Annotated in this window: 23 protein-coding genes; 2 read left to right on the top strand and 21 right to left on the bottom strand. The window is 42.3% G+C overall.

The window, feature by feature from the left end; all coding sequences use genetic code 11:
- Positions 1-128: 128 nt before the first annotated feature.
- Positions 129-809, bottom strand: coding sequence for a TIGR01906 family membrane protein (locus tag ACZ5C4_RS07720; protein WP_464522319.1), 681 nt, complete (start codon positions 807-809; stop codon positions 129-131).
- 102 nt (positions 810-911) lie between these two features.
- On the opposite strand from ACZ5C4_RS07720, the gene ACZ5C4_RS07715 reads away from it, so the two are divergent.
- The gene (locus ACZ5C4_RS07715) at positions 912-1,790 is read left to right on the top strand and encodes a LysR family transcriptional regulator (protein ID WP_464520487.1); all 879 of its coding nucleotides are present in this window, start codon (positions 912-914) and stop codon (positions 1,788-1,790) included.
- Here ACZ5C4_RS07715 and ACZ5C4_RS07710 read toward each other — a convergent pair.
- From ACZ5C4_RS07710 to ACZ5C4_RS07665, 10 genes are all read right to left on the bottom strand, one after another.
- The gene (locus ACZ5C4_RS07710; protein ID WP_464520486.1) at positions 1,787-4,153 is read right to left on the bottom strand and encodes an ATP-dependent DNA helicase; all 2,367 of its coding nucleotides are present in this window, start codon (positions 4,151-4,153) and stop codon (positions 1,787-1,789) included. The two genes, ACZ5C4_RS07715 and ACZ5C4_RS07710, sit on opposite strands and share 4 nt — an antisense overlap.
- Positions 4,154-4,199: 46 nt before the next feature.
- Positions 4,200-5,003 (bottom strand): TIGR03915 family putative DNA repair protein, encoded by an 804-nt coding sequence (locus ACZ5C4_RS07705; RefSeq protein WP_464520485.1) that lies wholly within the window; start codon positions 5,001-5,003, stop codon positions 4,200-4,202.
- 21 nt (positions 5,004-5,024) lie between these two features.
- Complete coding sequence (locus ACZ5C4_RS07700; RefSeq protein ID WP_464520484.1) at positions 5,025-6,356, bottom strand: putative DNA modification/repair radical SAM protein; 1,332 nt, start codon at positions 6,354-6,356, stop codon at positions 5,025-5,027.
- Between the two features lie 267 nt (positions 6,357-6,623).
- The gene (locus tag ACZ5C4_RS07695) at positions 6,624-7,514 is read right to left on the bottom strand and encodes a zinc ribbon domain-containing protein (RefSeq protein ID WP_464520483.1); all 891 of its coding nucleotides are present in this window, start codon (positions 7,512-7,514) and stop codon (positions 6,624-6,626) included.
- Positions 7,511-7,888 (bottom strand): hypothetical protein, encoded by a 378-nt coding sequence (locus ACZ5C4_RS07690; RefSeq protein ID WP_464520482.1) that lies wholly within the window; start codon positions 7,886-7,888, stop codon positions 7,511-7,513. Before ACZ5C4_RS07690 ends, ACZ5C4_RS07695 begins: the two co-directional genes overlap by 4 nt.
- Complete coding sequence (locus tag ACZ5C4_RS07685) at positions 7,878-8,402, bottom strand: RNA polymerase sigma factor (protein WP_464520481.1); 525 nt, start codon at positions 8,400-8,402, stop codon at positions 7,878-7,880. Before ACZ5C4_RS07685 ends, ACZ5C4_RS07690 begins: the two co-directional genes overlap by 11 nt.
- 191 nt (positions 8,403-8,593) lie before the next feature.
- A complete protein-coding gene (locus ACZ5C4_RS07680) occupies positions 8,594-8,851 on the bottom strand; it encodes an HPr family phosphocarrier protein (protein ID WP_186874938.1) in 258 nt (85 codons plus the stop codon).
- 51 nt (positions 8,852-8,902) lie between these two features.
- Positions 8,903-10,837 (bottom strand): PTS fructose transporter subunit IIABC, encoded by a 1,935-nt coding sequence (locus ACZ5C4_RS07675; RefSeq protein ID WP_464522318.1) that lies wholly within the window; start codon positions 10,835-10,837, stop codon positions 8,903-8,905.
- A gap of 13 nt (positions 10,838-10,850) precedes the next feature.
- Complete coding sequence (gene pfkB / locus ACZ5C4_RS07670; RefSeq protein WP_464520480.1) at positions 10,851-11,771, bottom strand: 1-phosphofructokinase; 921 nt, start codon at positions 11,769-11,771, stop codon at positions 10,851-10,853.
- Complete coding sequence (locus ACZ5C4_RS07665) at positions 11,768-12,520, bottom strand: DeoR/GlpR family DNA-binding transcription regulator (protein WP_464520479.1); 753 nt, start codon at positions 12,518-12,520, stop codon at positions 11,768-11,770. The genes pfkB and ACZ5C4_RS07665 overlap by 4 nt, the downstream gene beginning before the upstream one ends.
- A 348-nt stretch (positions 12,521-12,868) precedes the next feature.
- Between ACZ5C4_RS07665 and ACZ5C4_RS07660 the strand changes: the two genes are divergently transcribed.
- Positions 12,869-13,066 carry a cold-shock protein gene (locus ACZ5C4_RS07660; RefSeq protein ID WP_004840409.1) on the top strand — a complete coding sequence of 66 codons (198 nt, stop codon included), beginning with the start codon at positions 12,869-12,871 and terminating at the stop codon, positions 13,064-13,066.
- Between the two features lie 134 nt (positions 13,067-13,200).
- On the opposite strand, the gene ACZ5C4_RS07655 is transcribed toward ACZ5C4_RS07660, so the two are convergent.
- The 10 genes from ACZ5C4_RS07655 to ACZ5C4_RS07610 form a co-directional block, all read right to left on the bottom strand.
- On the bottom strand, positions 13,201-13,644 hold the full coding sequence (locus ACZ5C4_RS07655) for an amino acid-binding protein (protein ID WP_464520478.1): 444 nt from the start codon (positions 13,642-13,644) through the stop codon (positions 13,201-13,203).
- 18 nt (positions 13,645-13,662) lie between these two features.
- Entirely contained in the window at positions 13,663-14,994 is a 1,332-nt protein-coding gene (locus ACZ5C4_RS07650) for a phenylacetate--CoA ligase family protein (protein ID WP_464520477.1), read from the bottom strand.
- A gap of 35 nt (positions 14,995-15,029) precedes the next feature.
- Positions 15,030-15,452, bottom strand: a complete 423-nt coding sequence (locus ACZ5C4_RS07645) for an ACT domain-containing protein (protein ID WP_464520476.1) — start codon at positions 15,450-15,452, stop codon at positions 15,030-15,032.
- Positions 15,453-15,475: 23 nt separating this feature from the next.
- Positions 15,476-16,045 carry an indolepyruvate oxidoreductase subunit beta gene (locus ACZ5C4_RS07640; RefSeq protein ID WP_186874945.1) on the bottom strand — a complete coding sequence of 190 codons (570 nt, stop codon included), beginning with the start codon at positions 16,043-16,045 and terminating at the stop codon, positions 15,476-15,478.
- Positions 16,046-16,047: 2 nt separating this feature from the next.
- The gene (iorA, locus tag ACZ5C4_RS07635) at positions 16,048-17,793 is read right to left on the bottom strand and encodes an indolepyruvate ferredoxin oxidoreductase subunit alpha (RefSeq protein ID WP_464520475.1); all 1,746 of its coding nucleotides are present in this window, start codon (positions 17,791-17,793) and stop codon (positions 16,048-16,050) included.
- A gap of 1 nt (position 17,794) precedes the next feature.
- The gene (locus ACZ5C4_RS07630; RefSeq protein ID WP_464520474.1) at positions 17,795-19,105 is read right to left on the bottom strand and encodes a phenylacetate--CoA ligase family protein; all 1,311 of its coding nucleotides are present in this window, start codon (positions 19,103-19,105) and stop codon (positions 17,795-17,797) included.
- A gap of 813 nt (positions 19,106-19,918) precedes the next feature.
- Complete coding sequence (locus ACZ5C4_RS07625; protein WP_464520473.1) at positions 19,919-20,458, bottom strand: stage II sporulation protein M; 540 nt, start codon at positions 20,456-20,458, stop codon at positions 19,919-19,921.
- Positions 20,459-20,510: 52 nt separating this feature from the next.
- A complete protein-coding gene (locus tag ACZ5C4_RS07620; RefSeq protein WP_464520472.1) occupies positions 20,511-21,056 on the bottom strand; it encodes an NUDIX hydrolase in 546 nt (181 codons plus the stop codon).
- 107 nt (positions 21,057-21,163) lie between these two features.
- Positions 21,164-22,717: a ribonuclease Y gene (rny, locus tag ACZ5C4_RS07615; protein WP_186874950.1), complete on the bottom strand. Its 1,554-nt coding sequence runs from the start codon at positions 22,715-22,717 to the stop codon at positions 21,164-21,166.
- 82 nt (positions 22,718-22,799) lie between these two features.
- Positions 22,800-23,414 (bottom strand): regulatory protein RecX, encoded by a 615-nt coding sequence (locus ACZ5C4_RS07610; RefSeq protein ID WP_464520471.1) that lies wholly within the window; start codon positions 23,412-23,414, stop codon positions 22,800-22,802.
- Positions 23,415-23,416: the final 2 nt, after the last annotated feature.

Here is a 23,416-nt window from a genome sequence, read left to right as displayed (position 1 = left end):
TCCCAGACTCTAAAAGCTTCTTAAAATCGTCCTGCTGTATTTTTCACACCCATAGTTCCTGTTTTCTATCCTACCATACTCATTCTCATTAGTACAATTAATATAATTAAACTAATTAATAAGTACAATTAATTTTTCTTTCTTCCTAATAAAATACTCACCGCCAGAAGGAGCAATAGTCCTCCTCCAAACAAAATTCCAATTCGTCCAAGCATGTCTGCAAACAATCCTTCCGGCAACATGCGAATCATATAGTCTTCTGCAGGATCAAACAGCCAAAGATCGTTGTCAAAAAAGATATGATGAAATTTTATAAATACGGCATTGAAATCAACCGCAGCGGCAATTCCCAGAAGCAGTGTCAGTCCGCCTGACACCGCAAGTGCAATCTGGTACGAACGACAGAGCAAAAATTTTAACCTTGCCTTCATACAAAGCAGCAAGAGCAGACATACTGCTGCCACTGCCAGAGCTCCCCACCTGATATGTAGTCCTCCGATAAAAAGCTCCTTTACCTCTGCCATATGGAAGCGATCCTGTTCATTAAAAAAGTCCTGCTCTCTTCCTTCCACTGTCGTATAGACCTCCAGAGTCTCTCTGTCCCCCTTAAGATACGCCATCATCTCCCGGGTTACATACATTACGTCGTCCATCTCCATGTCCAGCTCAGGCAGTACATCATATTTCTCATATTCCTTTTCATAAAATCCAAAATCTGCATACATTGCCGCTTCAAAGCTTGAAATCAGCAAAATAACAATCAATGAAAAAGAACATAGAATTCCCAGAAACCAGTGTAGTTTTTTCATGTCCTTATCCTTTCCCGTTTTTTCTATCATATCAAATTTCACATTGTAATTCATCCATTTTTACCTTATAATACAAGCAGTACTTATTAGGAGGTCTAATGAATGGACATCAATTATGAATTATATAAAGTTTTTTTTCACGTGGCATCTACCTTAAGCTTTTCCGAGGCGTCTAAGCTTCTTTTTATTTCCCAGTCCGCAGTCAGCCAGTCCATCAAGACACTGGAACGCAAACTGGATCAGACGCTTTTTATCCGCAGTACAAAACGGGTACAGCTCACCCCTGAAGGGGAAATTCTTCTGCGCCACATTGAGCCTGCCATGCATCTGATTCAGCGCGGAGAAGCACAGCTTTTGGATGCGGCGTCTACCGGCGGGCAAATCCGCATTGGCGCCAGCGACACCATTTGCCGGTATTTTCTTGTCCCTTATCTGGAACGTTTTCACAAGTCTTTTCCTAATGCCCATATCAAAGTTATAAACCAGACCTCCGTCAAATGTGTGGAGCTTTTAGAAAATGGGCAGGTAGATTTAATTGTGGTAAATTATCCAAACACCTATTTAAGTAATGTCTCCTCTATCCAGAAAATAAAGACATTTCACGATATCTTTATTGCAGGAGACGCTTTTAAGAGCCTGAAAAATGAACGGCTTACCTTAAGAGAGCTCTCTCATTATCCAATCTTAATGCTGGATAAAAATAGTACCACCAATGAATTTCTCCACCGGCTCTTTCAGCAGCATCAGCTGGATCTTGTGCCGGAGATCGAGCTGACAAGCAACGATCTGCTTATCGATCTGGCGCGGATCGGACTTGGCATTGCCTTTCTTCCAGACTATTGTATCGCAGGCAATATGTCCGGACTGTTCATTGTGGAAACAAAAGAAGAGCTGCCTGGAAGAGAACTGGTAATCGCGTACAATGAACAGATTCCTCTTTCCAAAGCAGCCCAGGAATTCTTAAGCTATTTTTCTTCCTAGTCTCGGCTGTCCCAGAAGTTTCTGACCAGTCCTTCTACATTTTCCAGGCTGCATGTTTGGTATTGGTTCCATTCCCGCGGGAAAATTTCCTGATACCGACTTCCCAGAAACCGTTCGTCCAGCAGAAGGATAACCCCCTTGTCCTTTTCTGTGCGAATCACTCTTCCTGCCGACTGCAGAACCTTATTCATTCCCGGATATAGATAGGCAAAGTCAAACCCCCGCATATTTCTTTTGTCAAAAAATTGTTTTAATATCTCTCGCTCGTTGCATACCTGCGGCAATCCGGTTCCAACGATAACAGCGCCGATTAGTTTGTCTCTGGACAGATCGATCCCCTCAGAGAAAATGCCGCCCATGACACAAAACCCAATCAATGTCGTCTCCCTGTCTTCTTCGAATTTCTCAAGAAATTGTTCTCTTTGTTCTTCCCCCATATAGGGAGACTGTATGATACTCTCCAGTTCTGGCCTATCTGCCGTTCTTCCTGCAAATCTTTCATAGACATCTTCTAGAAAACGATAGGAAGGAAAAAAGACCATGTAATTCCCCTTCCGCGATTCTGCCATTTTCAAAATATAATCGGCAAATCTTTCATACATCACGTCTCCTCGCATAGTATACTTTGTGCTTACATCCGTTCCCAGCAAAAGAAGCCGATTTTTCTCTGGAAAAGAAGATTTTGCATATACCGCGTAATCCTTCTCTTCCACACTGAGCAGCTTCTTATAATAATTGACAGGAAGCAATGTGGCAGAAAAGAATATCGTGCTGTTCCCTTGTTCTAAATAAGAGGCAAGATTCACCGACGGGTTTACGCAGAACAGCTTAAGCTTAAATCTTCCGTCTGGTTCCAGTTCTGTATAGATTACATAATTTTCATCCAGTAAATCATGTATATTGACAAAATCCCGCGCCCGAAAATAAAGTTCTAAAATTTTTTCCCGTTTCTCCTCATCACTACATTCTTCAAGAAATCGTTCTATCTCTGACATTAGATTCATCAGCTTCAACACAATATGAGAAACACTGTTTAAAACTTCATAATTTTCACATTCTCTTTTCAAGGCAAGCAGAAGCCTGTTGCACTCTCCAAGCCTTCCGTGCAGCTTTCTGTCCTCCCCTTTAACAAGGCGTTTCGCCAAAAGAAAGTCCTCTTTGTACAGGACTGCACTGTACATTTCTCGCCCTCGTTCTACCAGATTATGTGCCTCATCAATCAAAAAGAGGTATTCTCCTTTTGTACTTTCAGAGAAAAACCGCTTCAGATGCGCGTTCGGGTCAAAAACATAATTATAATCACAGATCACCGCATCCACCCAATTGGATATATCCAGAGACATTTCAAAGGGACATACTCTGTATTTTTGCGCCTGCTCTTCTAGTACGCCTCGTGTGAATGTGCTCTGTGCGGTAAGCAGGTCAAACACAGCGTCGTTGACACGATCGTAATGCCCTTTTGCATAAGGGCAGGCCTCCGGATTACAGACTGTCTGTTCCATGAAGCAAATTTTTTCCTTGGCAGTCAGTGTGAGCACTTTACAGGAGAGCCCCTGATCTTTTAAGGTCAAAAATGCCTGTTCTGCGACTGTCCGCGTGATCGTTTTCGCAGTAAGATAAAAAATCTTCTCCCCCAGTTCTTCCCCCACTGCTTTTACAGCCGGAAATACAGCGGCCATTGTCTTCCCCACTCCGGTAGGCGCCTGAATAAACAGCTTTTTTCTGCGCAGGATCGTCCGGTACACACTGTAGGCCAATTCTCTCTGTCCATCTCTGTAGGAAAAAGGAAAGATAAGCCCCTGAATAGACGTATTTCGTTTTTCCCTCCACATAATCTGAAATTTTGCCCATTTTTCATATTTCCCAACCAGACTTAGAAACCATTCCTCCAAATCTTCAAACAAATATTCCCTTGTAAACTGTTTCAGCTCTTCACTTTCCAGATGGCAGTATGTCATCTGGACGTATATCTTTTTTAATGCCTCCTGTTTCGCATACATATAGGCATAGCACTTTGCCTGTGCCAGATGTACTCCAACCGGTGCAGTAAGATATTCTAAGTCTCTTAGGACACCTTTGATTTCATCTACTGTAACTTCGTCTGTATCTTCTTTCTTTATAATTCCATCTGCTCTGCCTTCCACCTGCAAAAGAAATCCCTCACAGGGCACCTGTATTTTCAAGCTCACCTCTGCGTGATAATCCGATCCCATCCTCCTTTGAATCTTTCGGTGAAGACGGCTTCCCATCAGCATTGCGTCCTTTTCCATTCCGCCTGATATTCGGTTGTCAATGTCCCCCTCCCGCAAAATAAACTCTACGAGACTGCGGACTGATATTTTCATTATTTTTTCTTTTTCCATGCAGTCTATTATACCTCATTTGACGGCACAAGACCAATCTTTTCCTTCATTCGCCAAATTCCAGCATATCCGCACGATAGCGCACAGGAAGATGATTCCTTTGGCAAGCCGGATTTTTACGTTCCTCGATAGCTATGGTATGAAAAAAGTTTTTCCAAAGTTTTTCATATTCTAATTCCTTGTCTGAGACACAGTGGATTGCCTCTTCGCTTGGAACTTCTCCCCACAGAAGATACCAGGGACTTTTCTCTTTGTGTACCAGAAACACCTGATGCGTTTTGTCAAAAATCATAAAATTTTCCAGAGGAAATCTGTCGGCAAAATGTTCCCCTATGCAAGTCAGTATTTGGTTTTTGGGCGCTATTTCCGAAAAAAGAATCCCGTTTTTCAGTTCTCTGAATCTTATAAATTCAATAAAACAATGGGCTTCATTCGCAACATTTCTACTCAGTTCAAATACCTTTGCCACAGCAGGATGATCCAGATGTTCCATGATTTTTCTGCTGTCTTTTAATTTCCTTGCTTCCTGCATTGTCCAAAACACTGCATTTCCTTTGCCGGCATCTTTTGATAAAAGGGCGTAATACAGTTCCTTATAAGCCTCCTCTCCAAGATTCACGCGAATCAACTGCTCTACTGCCCGCGCTTTTTTCTGAGACTCTTTTACTTCCTGGTATTCACAGAATAGCTCCGGCTCCATATTCCCCTGCACCGCGATCTTTGCCTCTCCTTCCCGGTGTTCTCTCCAGGCGTCATAAATAGCGGAATACAGTCCCGTTATCGTATCACAGCACAGATAGACATCTGTCATTTGTCCGGCACCTCCTTCTATTTTTCTAATCGTTCTCACTTTGTCTGCCTCACTTTTCTTTTACGACTGGCTGACAATCTGCCTTGCCTGTTTTTCTCCAAATCCCATGTCGTCAAACAGAGACAACTGCTGGTATGTCATGCTGTCCGGCAGTTTCTCCTTTGTACGCAGAAGATTCCTTGTAATATAATCCTCTTCTACTTTCACAGGATATAACATCTTTCCGCTGCATGTCAGAAAATAGAGCGCCCGCTTGAGCACCACCCCCATTTTCTTTAAATCCTCAAACCGCAAATTTCCAAACCTTCGCGCCTTCACAATCCTGGACGCCGACTTGCATCCAATTCCCGGTACTCTTAATAACATTCTGTAATCAGCTCGGTTTACCTCTACTGGAAAATACTCCAGATGCTTCAGTGCCCAGTTACATTTTGGATCCAGAAAAACATTAAAATTAGGGTTCTTTTCATCCAGCAATTCTTGTGCCTCAAAATGATAGAAACGCAGCAGCCAATCCGCCTGATACAGTCGGTGCTCTCTTAGCAGAGGCGGCCCCTCCTCCGTCCGCTTAGGAAGCAGAGAACACTCTTTATTCACCGGCACAAAAGCAGAATAAAATACTCGTTTTAGTTCAAACTTCTTATATAAAGATTCCGCTACATTCAAAATCTGAAAATCCGTCTCCGGCGTTGCTCCAATAATCATCTGGGTGCTCTGTCCCGCCGGAACAAACTGCGGCGTGTTTTTGTACAAGGCAATCTCCTGTTTGTTCTCATTCGCCTTATTCTGTACAAGCCGCATAGGAGCCAGAATATTCCTCCGGTTTTTATGCGGCGCCAACAGCTTCAGCCCTTCGGCTGTAGGCAATTCCAGATTCACACTCATCCTGTCTGCCAGAAATCCAACTCTCTTTATGATTTCTGCATCTGCTCCCGGAATCGTTTTTACATGGATATACCCCTGAAAATGATACACATGCCGCAACTGGTACAATGTCGCATAAATCAGCTCCATTGTATAATCAGGGCTCTTCAATACCCCAGAACTTAAAAACAGACCTTCAATATAATTTCTGCGGTAAAATTCCATCGTAAGCGTACATACCTCCTCCGGTGTAAAAGAGGTGCGAAGCACATCATTCGAAGCTCTGTTAATACAATATTTACAGTCATAAATACACTCATTTGTAAACAAAATTTTCAGCAGAGATACACATCTTCCATCCGCAGAAAAGCTGTGGCAAATCCCCGCACTGCTGCAGTTTCCCATTCCTCTGCCGTCTCCATTTCTGTCTACACCACTGGAGGTACATGCCACGTCATATTTTGCCGCGTCAGACAATATATGCAATTTATCATAAATAGACATCTTTTCTTGAATCTTATCGTACATCCCAGTCCCTCCGTTTTATACAGAACATATGTTCTGTTTTTATAATATCACAAGCCTTGTCAAATTACAAGAACTTAAAATGCATTTTTAAATCTTATATAAAGCAGAACGTGCTTTGCGTATTCTCGCACTGAAGCGCGGCTAAGTGAGCAGCTATTTTCCACTTGCGCGCTATGCATCCCCGGAGGGTTTTATTGTATAGGGAAAGGAGCTTCTTAATAATAATAAAGGCGGTTCGTCATTACCGAACCGCCACTGCTTTACTGATTATTGAATAGATATTTCTGAAACAGTATTCTCCACACCATTGATTTGCAGTCTGACATGAACCTTTCCATTCTCAAACTCATGCAAAGGGTATTCCAATGGTTTGTCAAGATTTGTAACATCTATAGATTTTACCACATCTTTCTGCACCAGCCACAAGACAAGTGTTGCTCCATCTGGCACCGTACCGCAGGAAATGTCTGCGTAAAGCAGTTGCGTGTCTGCATCCGTAATCATCATATTCTGTTCTTCCACAAAACCATTGCTGGCGCTCTTAAAATCCAGATTCCATACCCCGTCCAGATAAGTGCTGTACTCCATAGTGATCACCCCCATATTCCAGACCCTCTCACTGGAAGCCACATTCGTATTAATCCCCTTTCCCGCAGCCACACTAACAACAAACCCTGTCAGGCATACCAGCATAAGCACCATACTCGCAATACCCGCAGCAATAAATTTTAAGTGATGTGTTCCTTCTTTAACCATACTATCATTTTCCTCCTTTTCAATATATGTTCCACACTCCTCACAATACTTTGCCTTGACTGAAATTCTTTGGCCGCAAGCCGGACATATCGTTTTGATTTCCGGACGGCGCAGAAAATAAATCAGTAATCCGATAAAGGGCGTAGCTACAAAAACTACAACCACCCATAATACAGGGTCAGCCTTACGTTTTTTGCAGTCCTGATACACCCATGCCGCAAAAAAAGCCGCGGTGCATGCCGCGAAAAAGAGAAAGCAGAACAGCAGCACAGGAAGTAACATGGAAAGTCCACTAAAACCATCACTTTTCAGATAATACAAGCCAAACCTGAGAAAGAGCAGTAATAAAATAACCAGAATCCCAATATAAAACAGAAGTTTCTTCTTTTTCACATGCTTCATACACATACACCTCGTTTCTCAATGCGTATTGTAATATCCTCTTTTATGTTCGCTTTTTTTACTCCTGCTATGGTAAGCAATATGCCAGCCATTCCCACATAGAGACAGATACCGGCGACAAGGTAAGATACATATATATTTTCAATCATCAACAGGGCCAAAAGAGCCAGCAGAGAAAAGGTTAACAAATTCAAAACCATTGGCAGATACCAAAGCGATACTTTATGCACGGCATGTTGTTTTTGCAGGATGGCTTCTTTTTGGTACAAAGCCACTTTGAGTTTCTTATCCAGCTCCGGTGCCGGAATATCTGTCATTTTCATAGAAGCCCGAATAGCTTCTTCCATTTCTATATCGGAACGATTATCTTTCATAACCAGCATCCTCCAATCTTTTTTTAATTAAGTTTCTTCCCTTGAACAATCGGCTTTTCACAGTACCAGGCGGTTTCTTTATAATCATCGCTATTTGCTCTATGGAACAATCGGAAAAATAAAATAATATCAATGGTACTTGAAATTTTTCCGGAAGATTCTGTATGATTTGACGGACTTCCGTAACAAATTCCTTTTGAAGATAGCTTTCTTCAATATTTTCTTCACAATGTACTGCTGTTTCTATTTCATCTTCATAGCTGCTGCAAGGGGCAATCCTGTTCCTGCGCGCCTGTTTTCTCCTGTCACTTTTCCAAAGGTTATATGCCAGAGAGAAAAACAGCGCTTTCGGATTTTTCTCCCAGTCAAGTGTCCAGTCTGTTTCTAATGCTTTTAAAAAAGTCTGCTGATATAAATCCTCGGCATCTGTCTTGTCCGCGCAGAGTTTCAAGCAAAATCTATATATGTCTGTACCGAAATCGTCTATACATTTTTCCACTTCTCTTGCATTCACCGTTTCACCTCCACTGCCTGTTCACCCTATATTCGCCATAACTTTGTATGAGGTTCATTTTTTTCTGCAGTGTGCATGTTTTATTGTATAGGGAACGAAGTTTCCCGCACAATAAAAAGTGTGTAAGTTTTGAATTTGCTCTTCTCAAACCTACACACTTTCTTTCACAGCGCTGATTCTTTTATCTGCTTTTATAAATTCTCTTTGAAGAATGCCTCCAGCTCCTCAATCGCCTTGTCCTCATCTGCTCCATCTGCGGAGATCGTCACTTCTTCCCCAGTCTTAACACCTAACCCCATAACTCCGAAAATTCTCTTTGCGTCTGCTTTTTTATCTCCCTTTGCAATTTTTACATCGCACTGATAACCTGCTGCCTGTTTTACAAGTATCCCTGCCGGCCTTGCATGGATTCCTTCCGGATCTGTAACCACATATTTGAATTCTTTCATTTTTCATTTCCTCCTTGATATGGTAATTATGAATTAAGTATATACCATGTTCTATTGTTTTTCAATCTGCGTTTTCTCTACTTTTATAGGTTTTTTTAATAAAACAATGCCAAGCATGCTGACCACCGCCCCTGCTAAAACTGCTGCCAGAAACATCGGCGCATGATCCATAATTCCAATTACAAAAATTCCTCCGTGAGGCGCCCGCGATCCGCACTCAAATACCATGGACAGCGCTCCTGCCACTGCGGCGCCTACAATACTCGGCGGTATGATCCTAAGCGGATCTGCCGCTGCAAATGGGATCGCACCTTCTGTAATAAATGAAAGCCCCATAATATAGTTTGTCACTGTTGTCTGTTGTTCATTCTTTGTAAAACGATTTTTGAAAAATGTTGTCGCCAAAGCGATTCCAATCGGAGGTACCATTCCTCCTGCCATAACTGCCGCCATAATATCAAACTGTCCACTCGCAATAGACGCTGTCCCAAATACATATGCCGCCTTATTAAAAGGTCCTCCAAAATCGATCGCCATCATTCCTCCTAAGAGAAGTCCCAGCAGTATCCTGCTTCCCTCTCCCATACTCGAAAGACCGTCATTCAGCCACGTATTAAACGCCCCCACTGGAGGATTTACGACAAAAATCATCACAGCACCCATAAACAGTATTCCTAAAAACGGATATAAGAGTACCGGCTTTGTTCCCTCCAGTGCACGCGGAAGCTTTTCTAAGAGCTTTTTTATCAAGAGCATGAAGAACCCTGCCAGAAAACCTGCAATTAAAGCTCCAAAAAAGCCAGAGGAAATCCATTGTTCTTCCGGCAAAGCCACCGAAGTGCCGGCTTTTGCAAGTAATCCCCCGACAATTCCCGGCATCAAGGCAGGCCTGTCCGCAATCGCCATTGCAATATAGCCCGCTAAAATAGGAAACATCATCCCAAAGGATACATTTCCAACCAAATTAAAGAACCTCGCCAGTTCCGTTCCTGTTCCAAAGACCTCTGTCCCTGCATTTGCACTGTCGCAGATATAAGAAAGTGCAATCAGAATTCCACCGCCAATTACAAATGGAAGCATATGAGACACTCCATTCATCAGTGCCTTATATATTTTTCTCCCCAGCTTCTCCTCTCCGATACTTCCGGCTTCACTCTTATCTGTCCCACTACTATGATAGATACTCGCCGTTTTACTCAATGCTTTTTCTATCAGCTCCTTTGGTTTATGAATTCCATCTGCCACCTTTGTCACAATCACTGGTTTTCCATCAAATCTTGCCATTTTTACATCTTTATCCGCGGCGATAATAATGCACGTACATTGGGCAATCTCTTCGGCTGTCAGGACATTTTTATCTCCGCCGGAACCATTGGTTTCTACTTTGATACTGCATCCCATCTCTTTTGCAGCATTTTCCAGGCTTTCTGCCGCCATATATGTGTGTGCAATTCCAGTCGGGCATGCTGTAACAGCGAGTATCTGATACCCCTGTGCAGGCGCCTCTTTTTCTTTATTTTCTTCTGCCTTTGTATGTTCAGCTTGATCCACATATTCCAAAAATTCTTTTACGCTTTCTGCGTTTATGAGACGCTCTTTAAAGCCTTCATCCATCAAGAGCATGGAAAGGCGGCTTAACACCTCCAGATGCACGTTATCTTTTGTATTCGGCGCAGCAATCAAAAAAATCAGATGTACCGGCTCGCCATCCAACGCATCATAGTCCACGCCATCTCGAAGTACCATCGCCGCAAGACCAGGCGCTTTTACTGCCTCTGTCTTGGCATGTGGTATTGCAATTCCCTCTCCAATTCCCGTCGTACCTTCTTCTTCTCTTTTAAAGACACCAGCCCTGTATGCTTCTTTATCGCTGATATTTCCAGCCTCCGCCATCAGATCTACCATTTTACAGATAACTTCTTCTTTTGAGGAAGCCGTCCCATTTAATTCTACACTACACGGTTTCAACAAATCTGTAATCCTCATCACTTTCTCCTCCCTATAATCCATATTCAGATGCCGGTCTTACAAGTTTTCCAATAATTTCTTCCTTTGTCGCAAGCCAGGAAACAAACGCTGTGGCACTTCCCGCCGCAGTCCCAAGTTCCAGTGCCTTCTCATAATCCTTTGTATTCAAATATCCTGCCAGAAAGCCAGCTACCATAGAGTCTCCTGCTCCTACCGAATTTACTACCTTTCCCTTAGGCGGCTTCATTTTCCTGATCTTTCCATCCTCTGACAATAAAAGCGCACCTTTTTCAGCCAAAGAAACCAGTACATTCACCGCGCCCATATTCTGTAGTTTTCCTGCATACTCAATGATTTCTTCCTCTGTTTGAATGTTGACTCCAAACAGCTCTCCTAATTCATACTGATTAGGTTTGATGAGAAAAGGGTTATATTTCAATACCTTTTTTAAAAGCTCTCCTGTTGCATCCACCACAACACGTACCTCTTTTTCAGTCAGACATCCCATAATCTGCTCATATACGTCTTTAGGAAGCGTATCTGGGATGCTGCCCGCCAATACAAGAACATCATCCGGAGTCAGGCTCTTTAATTTTGTATACAGTTGCTCCACAGCTTCCTTTGATATTTCAGGCCCCTGTCCATTGATTTCACTTTCTTTATCCGATTTTATCTTGACATTGATCCGACTATTTCCCTCCGGCAGTGAAATAAAGTCTGTCTGGCATCCATATTCTTTTAACATTTCCTCCATTGCTTCCCCTGTAAAGCCCGCTTTAAATCCAAGCGCCCTGTTTTCAAGCCCCAAATTTGACAGAATGACCGATACATTGTTTCCCTTCCCGCCCGGATAAATGTTCTCTTTTTTTGTCCGGTTGATCCGGCCCAGCTCCATATTCTCTATCTGTATGACATAGTCCAAAGATGGATTGAATGTAACTGTATAAATCATTTTTTCTTCACCTCAATTATATTCTTTTCTTTTTTCAGCTTTTCATCCTGAATTTCTGTAGTAATAATAAATGCCTCTTCAAATTCCCCGAATTGTACGGAGGAAATCTTTCCTATCTTTGTCGTATCAGCAAGCACATATTTCTGTCGGCAGCGCTGCATTGCCGTCTCCTTTGTTGCCGCTTCACTTTCATCCGGTGTTGTAAATCCATGTTCCCTGTCCGCCCCATTCGTTCCGAAAAAGCCTTTTGTAAAATTGTATTTTTTCAGACTCCTGATCGTTTCTGTCCCTACAGTGGCTTCTGTAGCAGCTTTAAATCTCCCTCCGAGCAAAAATACACGACACCCTTTTTTCGAAAGCTGCTGGGCATTGGAAATACCGTTTGTGACATAGACAGCGTCTGTCTCGGTGATATATTCCACCATATGGCTGACACTTGTCCCTGCATCCAGATAAACAAAATCTCCCTTTTGAATCTGCTGTGCAGCATATTTTCCAATCTGTTCCTTTTCCTCAGAACTCATATCCATTCGCGATGCCACCGTCATATCTTTTGTTTCATAGTTCATCCCGATCGCTGTAGCGCCTCCATGAACCTTCTTTAAAAGCTTCTTTTTATGAAGTGTTGTCAAATCTCTTCGTATAGTAGATTCTGAGGTTTCAAGCATTTCTTTTAATTCCTGGACTGTCACTGATTTTCTCGCATTTACGATTTTTAAAATCTCTGAAAATCGCTCTTCTGTCAACATAACGCCACCTTCTTTCTTTTTCTAATTATAAGATACACTCATTTCCAACCAATGTCAATCACTTTCTTCTATATTCAATCAAATTATTCCAAATTCAGCCACGCACAAACATACATTTCCATTTTCATCTATATGAACTTATAGGAAATTCACCCCGTCTATAACTCTTTTCAGGCTTAAAAATCCAGGCAAAGCACTGTCTTTCGACACTTTTTGTATACTTTTACGAAACCTTCAATAAATCCGTTGACTTTTATTGTTAAACATGCTAAACTGACACAGTATCGTTTTTCAAAGTTAAAACGATATAGAACTATATTATTTTCAATTTTTATGGAGGACAACAAAATGACAGGTACAGTGAAATGGTTTAACAACCAAAAAGGCTATGGATTTATTTCCGATTCCGAAGGAAATGATGTATTCGTACATTATTCCGGATTGGTTATGGACGGATTCAAATCCTTAGAAGAAGGCCAGGCTGTTGAATTCGAAGTGACAGAAGGCGCCAAAGGACCTCAGGCAACAAACGTAGTAAAACTTTAATCAGATTTTTTTATGTACCTTTTAATATATAAATTGTGGATTTAATATTTAAAAGCAATACAGAGAAATGAGATTAAAAAAAGAGCCGCCGCACGAATTTATCGTGCGTACGGCTCTTTTCCAATTCCTTTTATTTATTCACGGATGTTGGAAACATATGCTTCAGATGCTTCCCACACATCAAATCCACTGCCTCTTAGAATGTCCACGACTCTGGCAGGATCATCGGTTTTTAGTACGGCGGATGCGTCCGTTCCATTTGCAAAAGCGTACATATACTCTATGTTTACCTCTCCTTCCACAATTTGGTGCATTGCCTTGCTTAAGGAGCCTGTCTCATGCGGTACGCGCAGCGCCACCACATCCGTAAGCATCGCCGTAATGCCGTTATCTCTTAGCACTGCTTTGCCTTTATTTGGATCAGACACAATCATTCTAAGCATTCCATAGTCTGACGTATCCGCCAGACTCAATGCCACGATATTGATCTCATTTCCTGCAAGCACCGACAACACCTCATCTAGCCTGCCTTCCCTGTTTTCCAGAAATACAGATAATTGTTGAATTGTGATACCCATTGTCTTTTCCTCTCTTTCCTACAGATTCCGGTTGTCAATTACACGCACTGCTTTGCCTTCGCTTCTCTGGATCGTCTTTGGCTCTACCAGCTTCACACGCGCGGACACACCCAATGCCTGTTTTAATACTGCTCCAATCTTGTCACGCAGTGCATCCAGTTTACGGATTTCATCAGAGAACATACTCTCATCGACTTCTACCATAACTGTCAGTACATCCATGTTGTCTTCTCTGTCCACAATCATCATATAGTGTGGTGCTACTGCTCCACCCATACTCAAAAGTGCTGTCTCTACCTGTGTTGGGAATACATTTACTCCTCTGATGACTTTCATATCATCTGTACGTCCCGTAAATTTAGAAATACGCGGCAGTGTTCTTCCGCATTTACATCTGCTGCGATTCATACTTGTCAAATCCTTTGTGCGGTACCGGATAAGCGGCATCGCCTCCTTCGCCAGTGTTGTAAATACCAGCTCTCCCGTCTCCCCATCTCCACATGCTTCATGTGTAGATGGATTTAGCACTTCTGGGTAGAAATAGTCTGCATGTACATGCAGTCCTTCGTGGTGAATACAATCCTGCGCTACGCCAGGCCCAGAAATCTCACACAATCCATAAATATCAAAACAGTTGATATGAAGAATACTTTCAATCTTCTTGCGCATCTCTACCGTCCAGGGCTCTGCTCCGTGGATTCCTGCTTTGATTTTCAAGCGCTCTACAACACCTGCCTCCTGCATAGACTCAGCGAGATGAAGCGCATAGGACGGTGTACACGCAAACGCGGTTGCTCCCAAATCCTCCATACACATCATCTGTCTTTTTGTATTTCCGGCAGACATCGGAATCGCCATCGCACCGAGTGCCTGCGCGCCGTAATCCAAACCCAGTCCACCCGTAAACAGTCCATAGCCATAACAAACATGGAGTATATCCTCCGCCGTAAGACCTGCCATTGTAAGACATCTGGCCACACATTCTCCCCACACTTCCACATCTTTTTTAGAGTAGGGTGCAATGGTAAGTTTTCCTGTCGTTCCAGATGTTCCCTGCACTCGTACAACATCCTTTTTCGGAATTGCCAGAAGTCCAAAGGGGTAGTTGTCTCTCAAATCTTCTTTGGTCGTAAATGGGAGCTTATGAATATCCTCAATTCCTTTTATATCTCCAGGTTCCACTCCCTGCTCCTTCATCTTTTTATGATAGAATTCCACATTGCGGTAAGCTCTGTTTACCACATCTACAAGACGTTCACTTTGCAGATGCGTCATTTCATCACTGCTCATACACTCAATTTTCGGATCTCTGATTCGTTCCTTCCAGTTCTCCAACGATACTGCTGCCATTTTTTTTACTCCTTATCTGTTGATATTTTCTTATTTTAATCCAGCCCGTCCTCTTCCACAATCCTGACGTCCGCTGCTTTTAACACTTCCTCAGCCCGACTGAAATCATCGGTGTGAAACACCATTACCGGTGCCTTGCCAGCACGAATCACAAAAGAATAGATATAATTGATATTGATCTTTCCTTCTGCCAGAATTGTAAGCATCTGATTCAAATTTCCCTTCTCATCTTTTAATTCTGCTCCAATCACCTCGCTGACACGTACTACAAATCCCCTCTTTGTCAAATACTCCTTTGCCTCTTTTGGCTTGTCTACGACCAAACGCATAATTCCAAATTCTGGTGTATCAAACGTAGAAATCGCCCGAATATTAATGTGTGCCTCAACCAGGGCAGATGTTACTTTCATCATACTTCCCGGCTGATTTTCTACAAATACTGAAATCTGTTTAATCATCCTTTCACCTGCCTTCTTTTTTATTATAAATGATACCCTACATCAAACGCTTTTTTATTAATTTCTATTGTTTTGGGCGGTACTGTCTTTTCAATTACGTCATACCACTGCTCTTTTGTAAAATCCATATGCTGTGCAGCAACCCCTAAAACAATTAAATTAAACACTTTCGGATTTCCCAGCTTTTTGGATTCTTCTGTGGCATTCACTTTATAAACTTTATGCTCCTTCTCAAGCTTCTCTATAATTCCCTGCGGATATTCTGCCACTCCGATTACAACCGGCATAGGATCAATACGCCAATCATTGATGATCAGCACCCCGTCTTTTTTCAGAAAATGTGCGTACCGAAGCGCCTCCAACCGTTCAAATGCAATAATAACATCTGCCTGCCCCTCTTCCACTATCGGCTCAGCTACCTTTTCCCCATAACGTACAAATGTAACAACACTTCCGCCTCGCTGTGCCATTCCATGTACCTCTGATAATTTTACGTCATATCCGCCTGCAATCGTAAGCCCTCCTAAAATCCGACTCGTAAGCAGTGTTCCTTGTCCGCCGACGCCTACTATCATAATATTTTTTGCTGCCATCTTTATTCACCTGCCTTTACCAGTTCTATTGCACCGAATTTACATAAGGATTCACACAGACCACATCCCGTACACATTGTATCGTCAATATGAATGGTTCCGTCCGCATTTTTTGTCATCGCCGGACATCCTGGTTTCATACACATGCCACATTTTTTGCATTTGTCCTCATGCGCAACGTATAAAGGCTTTTTAGATTTATCTAGAAGGACACACGGAGATTTTGTAATGATAACAGAAACCTCGTCTTTTGCTACTTCTTCTTTGATTGTCTTTTCTAAAAGTGCAAGGTCAAAGACATTGACCTCCACTACATTTTTAATTCCCATTGCTCGACACAGCCCCGCAATATCTATCGCGTAGGTTATGTCTCCCTGCAATGTCTTGCCCGTAGCTGCATGATCCTGATGGCCGGTCATTCCTGTGGTAGAATTATCCAGAATCATCACTGTTCCGGTCGCCTTATTATATACCATGTTCATCAACGAATTGACACCTGTATGTAAAAAAGTGGAATCTCCGATCACCGCAACCCAGTTTTTAATATATTCTTTTCCCTTTGCCTTCTCCATACCATGCAGAGTAGATATACTAGAGCCCATACACATCGTTGTGTCAATTACGCCAAGAGGCGGCACAGCTCCCAACGTATAACAGCCAATATCGCCAGCCGCATGCATATTTAACTTTTTCAATACGTAAAATGCGCTTCTGTGTGGACATCCTGGACATAAAATCGGCGGGCGCCCCGGCGCGGCTGCCGGCTGTTCCAACGCAAGCTCTTCTTTTAAAATTCCCTTGCGCAGCATATTGGCGCTGTATTCTCCCTGTACAGTGAAAATTTCTTTTCCGATCGCCTGGATTCCCCAAGCTTTTACCTGCTCTTCAATCACCGGATCCAGTTCTTCTACGATATACAGCGTCTCTACCTTAGCTGCAAATTCTTCGATCAATTTTCTCGGAAGAGGGTTTACCATTCCAAGCTTTAAGACAGAGGCCTGCGGCAGAGCTTCTTTCACATACTGGTAAGGAATTCCACTTGTAATGACGCCGATTTTGGTATCGTTCATCTCTACCTTATTTATAGAAAGTGTATTGGCTGCTTCGGCAAGCTCCAGATTCCGTTTTTCAATTTCGATATGACGCAGCTTTGCATTCCCCGGCATCATAACATTCTTTTGAATCTGCTTTTCATATGGTTTGTCCTGTATTTCTTCTCTCTCTTTTAATTCCACAAGTCCTTGAGAGTGCGCAAGACGTGTTGTTGTGCGGAAGATAAACGGACGATCATACTTCTCACTTAATTCGAATGCCGTTTTAAAGAAGTCCTTTGCCTCTGCACTGTCTGACGGTTCGATAACTGGAATCTGTGCCGCACGCGCTACCATACGTGTATCTTGCTCATTCTGAGAGCTGTACAGCCCTGGATCATCTGCAACAACCAGAACCAATCCGCCGTTTACTCCCATATAGGAAACCGAATACAGCGGATCTGCCGCCACATTTAATCCTACATGTTTCATACATGCCATAGCCCGAACTCCAGAAAGGCTCGCTCCCACTGCTACTTCTGCCGCCACTTTCTCATTCGGCGCCCATTCTTCATAGACATCCTCTTTGTACTGTACCAGATATTCACTGATTTCTGTACTCGGTGTTCCCGGATATGCAGAGGACACTTTCACTCCTGCTTCATATGCGCCGCGGGCAATCGCTTCATTACCGAGCATGATTACTTTTTCTGCCATTTTACAGCCCATCCTTTCGTAAATCTGTTACTCTCTTTGCTTTTCCCTCGAATCTCTGCAGAGAATTCGGAGCTACCAGGCGAATCTGGGTAGCAAGTCCAAGCTGTGATTTTAAAGCCGACTTGATACGCAGCTCCAGAGCACTCAATTTCCCATAACTGTCAAGCAGTCTGTCGTCCACTAACTCTACTGTGATCGTCATAACATCCAGGCGGTTCTTTCTCTCCACCAAAATCTCATAGTGAGGGCCGATTTCCTCTATCTTAAACAGCACCTCCTCAATCTGTCCCGGAAATACATTGACACCGCGTATCACAAGCATATCATCTGCACGTCCGGACAGATTCGCCATTCTTGCCGTTGTTCTTCCGCATTTGCATGGTTCATACATAAGTCTGGTCAAATCTCCTGTGCGGTATCTGACAAGCGGCAGCGCTTCCTTTCCTAAACAGGTAATCACCAGTTCCCCTGTCTCTCCCGGCGGAAGCACTTCCTCTGTCTCAGGATCAATAATCTCCGGTATAAACCAGTCCTCATTGATGTGCATGCCGCATAATTCCGTACATTCCCCCGAGACTCCCGGACCGCACAATTCACTCATCCCATAATTTTGTGTACAGACAAACTGCTCTCCCCATACCTTGTGCATTTCTTCTCTCATCGGCTCTGTCATACCTTCTCCGCCGAACAGCCCGATATGGATTTTCAAATCTTTCGCCGGATCGATTCCCCGTTCTCTTAACACCTCACCTAAATGAAGTGCATAGGAAGGCGTTGCTACAAGCAGTGTTACCCCCATATCCTGGAGAAACATAATCTGTTTGTTTGTGTTTCCCGATGACATCGGAATAACAGAAGCACCGATTTTCTCCAAACCTCCATGCAGGCCTAATGCTCCAGTAAATGTTCCGTAGCCAAATGAAATCTGTGCTACATCCTCCTGTGTCGCTCCGCCCATACAGGCAATACGCGCCACATTGTTAAGCCACACATCTAAGTCTTTTCTTGTATATCCTACAACTGTAGGCTTTCCCGTCGTGCCCGAGCTGGCGTGATAACGAACAAGCTCCTTTTTGTCTACCGCAAACAGACCGTCCGGATAATTATCCCGAAAATCCGCTTTATATGTAAACGGAAGTTTTTTCAAATCTTTTAAAGAAACGATATCCTCCGGCTTTACTTTTGCCTTATCCATCTTAGCTCTGTAAGGCGGGACGCGGTCATAAATATAATGAACCGTTTCCTTTAGCTTGTTAAGCTGGATGTTTTCAATTTCGCTTCTTGGCAGGGTTTCTTCCTTTGCCCATATCATGTCCTTTTTCCTCCTTTAGGCTTTCAAACATTTGTCTTTTCCAGTATACCACAATACTTTTTCGAATTAAAGTAGCAAAGAGAAAAAATGAAATATAAAGTTAATTGACGAAAGAATGGTACGCAAAAAGAGAAGGCAGTGCAACGCAGGTCAGGGCTCCACTGTGGTAAATCCGATTGAATGTTTGTAACAGTGTAGAAGCATATCGTCCATTAGAACTCCATGCTTCCCACTTAACAAACAGAACAATCTGTATCTACCACGCTCCGCTTAAAATTCCCTGCTTATGCACTGCCTTCTCTTTCTGCTTACGTTCTTCCCCAATTAAATTCACAATTTCAGACAGAACAGAACCGGTTTCACACTGCTGCAGACTCCCAGTCAGAAGTTTTTCCTTCGTCTATAGGAAGGTGGCACCCTAACTGAAAATCATAAAAAAGAGAACGGCTTCACGTTGTTATAGACTTCCAATTAGAAGTATCTATACTACTTCCGATTGGAAATGCATAGCAGCGTGAAGCCGATTTTTTCCGTTACGAATTATAAACTTAAGCTGGCGAAAGTGTGAGTGTGAAAGAGATGCTTTGCGTGAGTGAGGAATTTCGGCGAAGCCCTGACGAACGATGCAAAGCATCTCTTTCACACGTCCCTTTTGTCAGCTTCCGCAGTGCCAGCTCAATTCCGCATATGCTTCATTTCGCTATCGGCAATCGCCGAATGAAAAGAAGCAGACAAACTTCTGTTTACATGCAAGCATGACACAGAGTTTGCCTGTTCTTTTCGCACTGCTTGTTGCTTCGTTAAATTTATATTTTATAAAGTTGATAAAAAAGCTTCTACTAGTATGGGATTCACATATGCCTCTACAATTATTCCTATAAATATCATAATAGCAACAAAAATGGACTTCTGTGAATTCCATCGGTTTTGCGGATAGGAATAGCAATACCAGATAAGAACCACATAGGCCGGTATATAAAACAGAAATTGCGGAAAAATTCCAACAATACACAACAAACTCCCTTTAATTCCTAGTTCTAATATCGCTGCTGAAATCAAGATACCGCTGGAAATGCCCGTCCACACCAAAAACAGGATTGCTGAAATCTTTCTCATTTTTGTAAATGACAATCCCAGCAGAACCAAAAACGGAAGAATACGCAATCGCAGCAAATACCAAATATATTCCTCCATAATAATTTCAACATTTCCAAACTGCTTTAAAAAATAATCGCTGAAAATCCCCGGCTCTGCTACATACTGTTTTGCAAGCAGATTAATATAAAGAATACCGGCAAGAAATCCAGGCATAAAGAAAATAAATAGCTGCTTTCTCGTATGAAGTATCTTCACAAGGTGTTCCCCCTATCGTTAAGATATTTCATTATATGCCCGCTACTATTATTTATTCTTTCTTTCCATATTTCACATCATACGCAAGAAGAGAGGAGATTGTTTTTGCATCTTCTATTTCTCCTGTAAATATTTTTTCTTTTAATTCTTCTATTGTATATGCCTGTATCTCAATAAACTCATCTTCATCCAAATGTTGTCTGGAAGGTATCAGCTTATCTGCCACATATACTTCGATTTTTTCATTACAAAATGCTACCGTCGTCCGCAAGGTAATCAACCACTTTAGATGTTCACTGCGGAATCCTGTTTCTTCTTCTAATTCTCTTGATGCACAGGAAATTCCCGGTTCATCTGTACTGTCAAGCGCACCCGCCGGAATTTCCAATGTATATCTCTCCAACGCATTTCTATACTGCCTGACCATTAAAATTTTCCCCTCATCTGTAACAGGTACAACCGCGGCCGCACCTTTATGTTTGATAAAATCCCAGGTTGCTGTATGTGTTCCGTCAATCTCCATTGTGTCCTGATAAAATTCCAAAATTTCCCCTTTAAATTTTAGCTCTCTACTAAGCCTTTTAATTTTATTTTCCATTATTCTCCTCCTTCTATTTTTCTATCATACAGAATACCGCTTTTAACTAAAGAAAGCCCTTGTCAACTGACAAAGGCTTTGCTTTCACTGGCTTGTTCTGATTCTATCTATTTGGCATAGTCTGTAGCCCGTGATTCACGAATTACATTTACTTTAATCTGACCTGGATATTCCAATTCAAATTCAATCTGCTTCGCGATATCCCTGGCCATAAGTACCATATCGTCATCAGATACTTGCTCCGGAACTACCATTACACGAATCTCTCTTCCCGCTTGAATAGCAAAAGATTTATCTACACCTTTAAACTGATTGGTGATCTCTTCTAACTGTTTTAATCTGTTGGTATACGTTTCAATTGTCTCTCTTCTTGCCCCTGGTCTTGCTGCGGATATTGTATCTGCAGCCTGAACTACACACGCAATTAATGTCTGCGGTTCCACATCTCCATGATGTGATTCCACCGCATTAATAACCGTAGCAGATTCTTTATATTTTCTGCACAAATCTACTCCGATCTGTATATGCGATCCTTCTACATCATGATCGATTGACTTCCCAATGTCATGTAAAAGTCCTGCACGCTTTGCCATTCTTACATCCAGCCCGATTTCTCCGGCAAGAAGCCCCGATAGCTGTGCCACTTCTATAGAATGCTTTAATGCATTTTGTCCATAACTTGTCCTGAACTTCATACGTCCGAGAAGTCGGATCAGTTCCGGATGAATACCGGGTACACCGACCTCGATTGCCGCCGCTTCTCCTTCTTCCCGTATCATGGCGTCGACTTCCTTTTGAGCCTTTTCCACCATTTCTTCTATTCTGGCGGGATGGATACGCCCATCCACAATAAGTCTTTCTAGGGCAATTCGCGCAACTTCTCTTCTAATAGGATCAAAGCCGGATAAAACAACCGCCTCTGGTGTATCGTCAATAATCAATTCTACACCTGTCAGTGTTTCGAGAGTTCTGATATTTCTTCCTTCTCTCCCTATAATTCGGCCTTTCATCTCATCACTTGGAAGCTGCACAACTGAAATTGTAGTCTCAGCTACATGGTCAGCCGCACATCTTTGAATTGCATTGACAACATATTCTTTCGCTTTTTTGTCTGCATCCTCTTTCGCCTGTAACTCCAATTCTCTGACCATTTTAGCTGTATCATGCTTCACATCTTCTTCAACAGTTTTCAACAGATATTCTTTTGCTTGTTCGGAGGTTAATCCTGAGATTCGTTCCAGTTCCTGTACTCTTTTCTGATTCAGTTCTTCTACCTTGGCTTCACGTTGTCTTAATTGCTCTTCTTTCGCTACAAATTTAGCTTCTCGATGTTCGATAGCCTCTGAACGTTTATCTACGGCTTCTTCCTTCGCTAGCACTCTTTTTTCATAGCGCTGCAATTCAGTCCGTCTCTCCTTTGTCTCTTTTTCCAGTTCATTCTTCGTCTTAATTGACTCTTCCTTGACTTCCAAAAGAGCTTCCTTTTTCGTCGCTTCAGCAGTTTTCACAGCATCATCAATGATTTCTCTTGCTTTCGTTTCCGCATTTCCTATCTTAGATTCTGCATTCTTTTTCAGATTAGAAATCGTTACAAAATGAGTAATGATACCAACTATCAACGCGAGGGCCACAGCAATAACTACACATCCAATTATCGGCACAGGAGCACCTCCTTATTTAATTTTCATTGTACAAATTCACTTAAATACAACACTTAAATTTTATACTGTTTTCACAACTCTGTCAAGCATTGTCATTACAATTTTGTATCACTTGACGGACTGCCTCATATCGGAACCCTTTTCGCGCCAAATACGCGTATATTTTATGCATCTGCATTTCGTCCATTTTTCTTGGGTCTATCCGCTTTTTACGAAATACTGCTAATATCGCTTCTTTTTCTGCTTCCTCCTCATAACAGGTAACAAATGCCTGATCTATCTTTTCTCTATCAATTCCTTTCTGCGTAAGCAGCGCATATATTTCTTTACGGCTTTTCTTATCTTTCCGACTTAAAATAAACTGTTCTGCATAACGTAAATCATTCAAATATCCAAAAGATTTTACATATTCCAACACCTTTTCTACAATATCCCCTGGATACATTCCTTGTATCAGTTTTCTGGAAAGCTCCTCTTCTGTTCTATCCATATCCTCCAAAAGATGCAGCGCACGCCGTTTTGCTCTTTTCAGTACAATCTCTGTCCGGATCTTCTCAACAGTCTCCTGCGAAATCTCTTCTTCCTCTGCAACGCCATAGCATGACAGTTCGCCTTTATATAAAACAAAAGCGAACTGTCCATCTATGTAAATTTTATATTTTATCTTTGTCAACGCCTCGATCTTTGTGACAACCATAC

This window comes from Mediterraneibacter flintii (assembly GCF_055387595.1).
The sequence above is the reverse complement of the archived record's forward strand: the minus strand, read 5'-3'. Positions and strand labels throughout refer to the sequence as shown.

Coding starts and splice junctions, on each gene's coding strand:
- ACZ5C4_RS07720 (WP_464522319.1), bottom strand. CDS start 809: ATGAAAAAACTACACTGGTTTCTGGGAATTCTATGTTCTTTTTCATTG.
- ACZ5C4_RS07715 (WP_464520487.1), top strand. CDS start 912: ATGGACATCAATTATGAATTATATAAAGTTTTTTTTCACGTGGCATCT.
- ACZ5C4_RS07710 (WP_464520486.1), bottom strand. CDS start 4,153: ATGGAAAAAGAAAAAATAATGAAAATATCAGTCCGCAGTCTCGTAGAG.
- ACZ5C4_RS07700 (WP_464520484.1), bottom strand. CDS start 6,356: ATGTACGATAAGATTCAAGAAAAGATGTCTATTTATGATAAATTGCAT.
- ACZ5C4_RS07695 (WP_464520483.1), bottom strand. CDS start 7,514: ATGAAGCATGTGAAAAAGAAGAAACTTCTGTTTTATATTGGGATTCTG.
- ACZ5C4_RS07690 (WP_464520482.1), bottom strand. CDS start 7,888: ATGAAAGATAATCGTTCCGATATAGAAATGGAAGAAGCTATTCGGGCT.
- ACZ5C4_RS07680 (WP_186874938.1), bottom strand. CDS start 8,851: ATGAAAGAATTCAAATATGTGGTTACAGATCCGGAAGGAATCCATGCA.
- ACZ5C4_RS07675 (WP_464522318.1), bottom strand. CDS start 10,837: ATGAGGATTACAGATTTGTTGAAACCGTGTAGTGTAGAATTAAATGGG.
- pfkB (WP_464520480.1), bottom strand. CDS start 11,771: ATGATTTATACAGTTACATTCAATCCATCTTTGGACTATGTCATACAG.
- ACZ5C4_RS07665 (WP_464520479.1), bottom strand. CDS start 12,520: ATGTTGACAGAAGAGCGATTTTCAGAGATTTTAAAAATCGTAAATGCG.
- ACZ5C4_RS07660 (WP_004840409.1), top strand. CDS start 12,869: ATGACAGGTACAGTGAAATGGTTTAACAACCAAAAAGGCTATGGATTT.
- ACZ5C4_RS07655 (WP_464520478.1), bottom strand. CDS start 13,644: ATGGGTATCACAATTCAACAATTATCTGTATTTCTGGAAAACAGGGAA.
- ACZ5C4_RS07650 (WP_464520477.1), bottom strand. CDS start 14,994: ATGGCAGCAGTATCGTTGGAGAACTGGAAGGAACGAATCAGAGATCCG.
- ACZ5C4_RS07645 (WP_464520476.1), bottom strand. CDS start 15,452: ATGATTAAACAGATTTCAGTATTTGTAGAAAATCAGCCGGGAAGTATG.
- ACZ5C4_RS07640 (WP_186874945.1), bottom strand. CDS start 16,045: ATGGCAGCAAAAAATATTATGATAGTAGGCGTCGGCGGACAAGGAACA.
- iorA (WP_464520475.1), bottom strand. CDS start 17,793: ATGGCAGAAAAAGTAATCATGCTCGGTAATGAAGCGATTGCCCGCGGC.
- ACZ5C4_RS07630 (WP_464520474.1), bottom strand. CDS start 19,105: ATGATATGGGCAAAGGAAGAAACCCTGCCAAGAAGCGAAATTGAAAAC.
- ACZ5C4_RS07620 (WP_464520472.1), bottom strand. CDS start 21,056: ATGGAAAATAAAATTAAAAGGCTTAGTAGAGAGCTAAAATTTAAAGGG.
- ACZ5C4_RS07610 (WP_464520471.1), bottom strand. CDS start 23,414: ATGGTTGTCACAAAGATCGAGGCGTTGACAAAGATAAAATATAAAATT.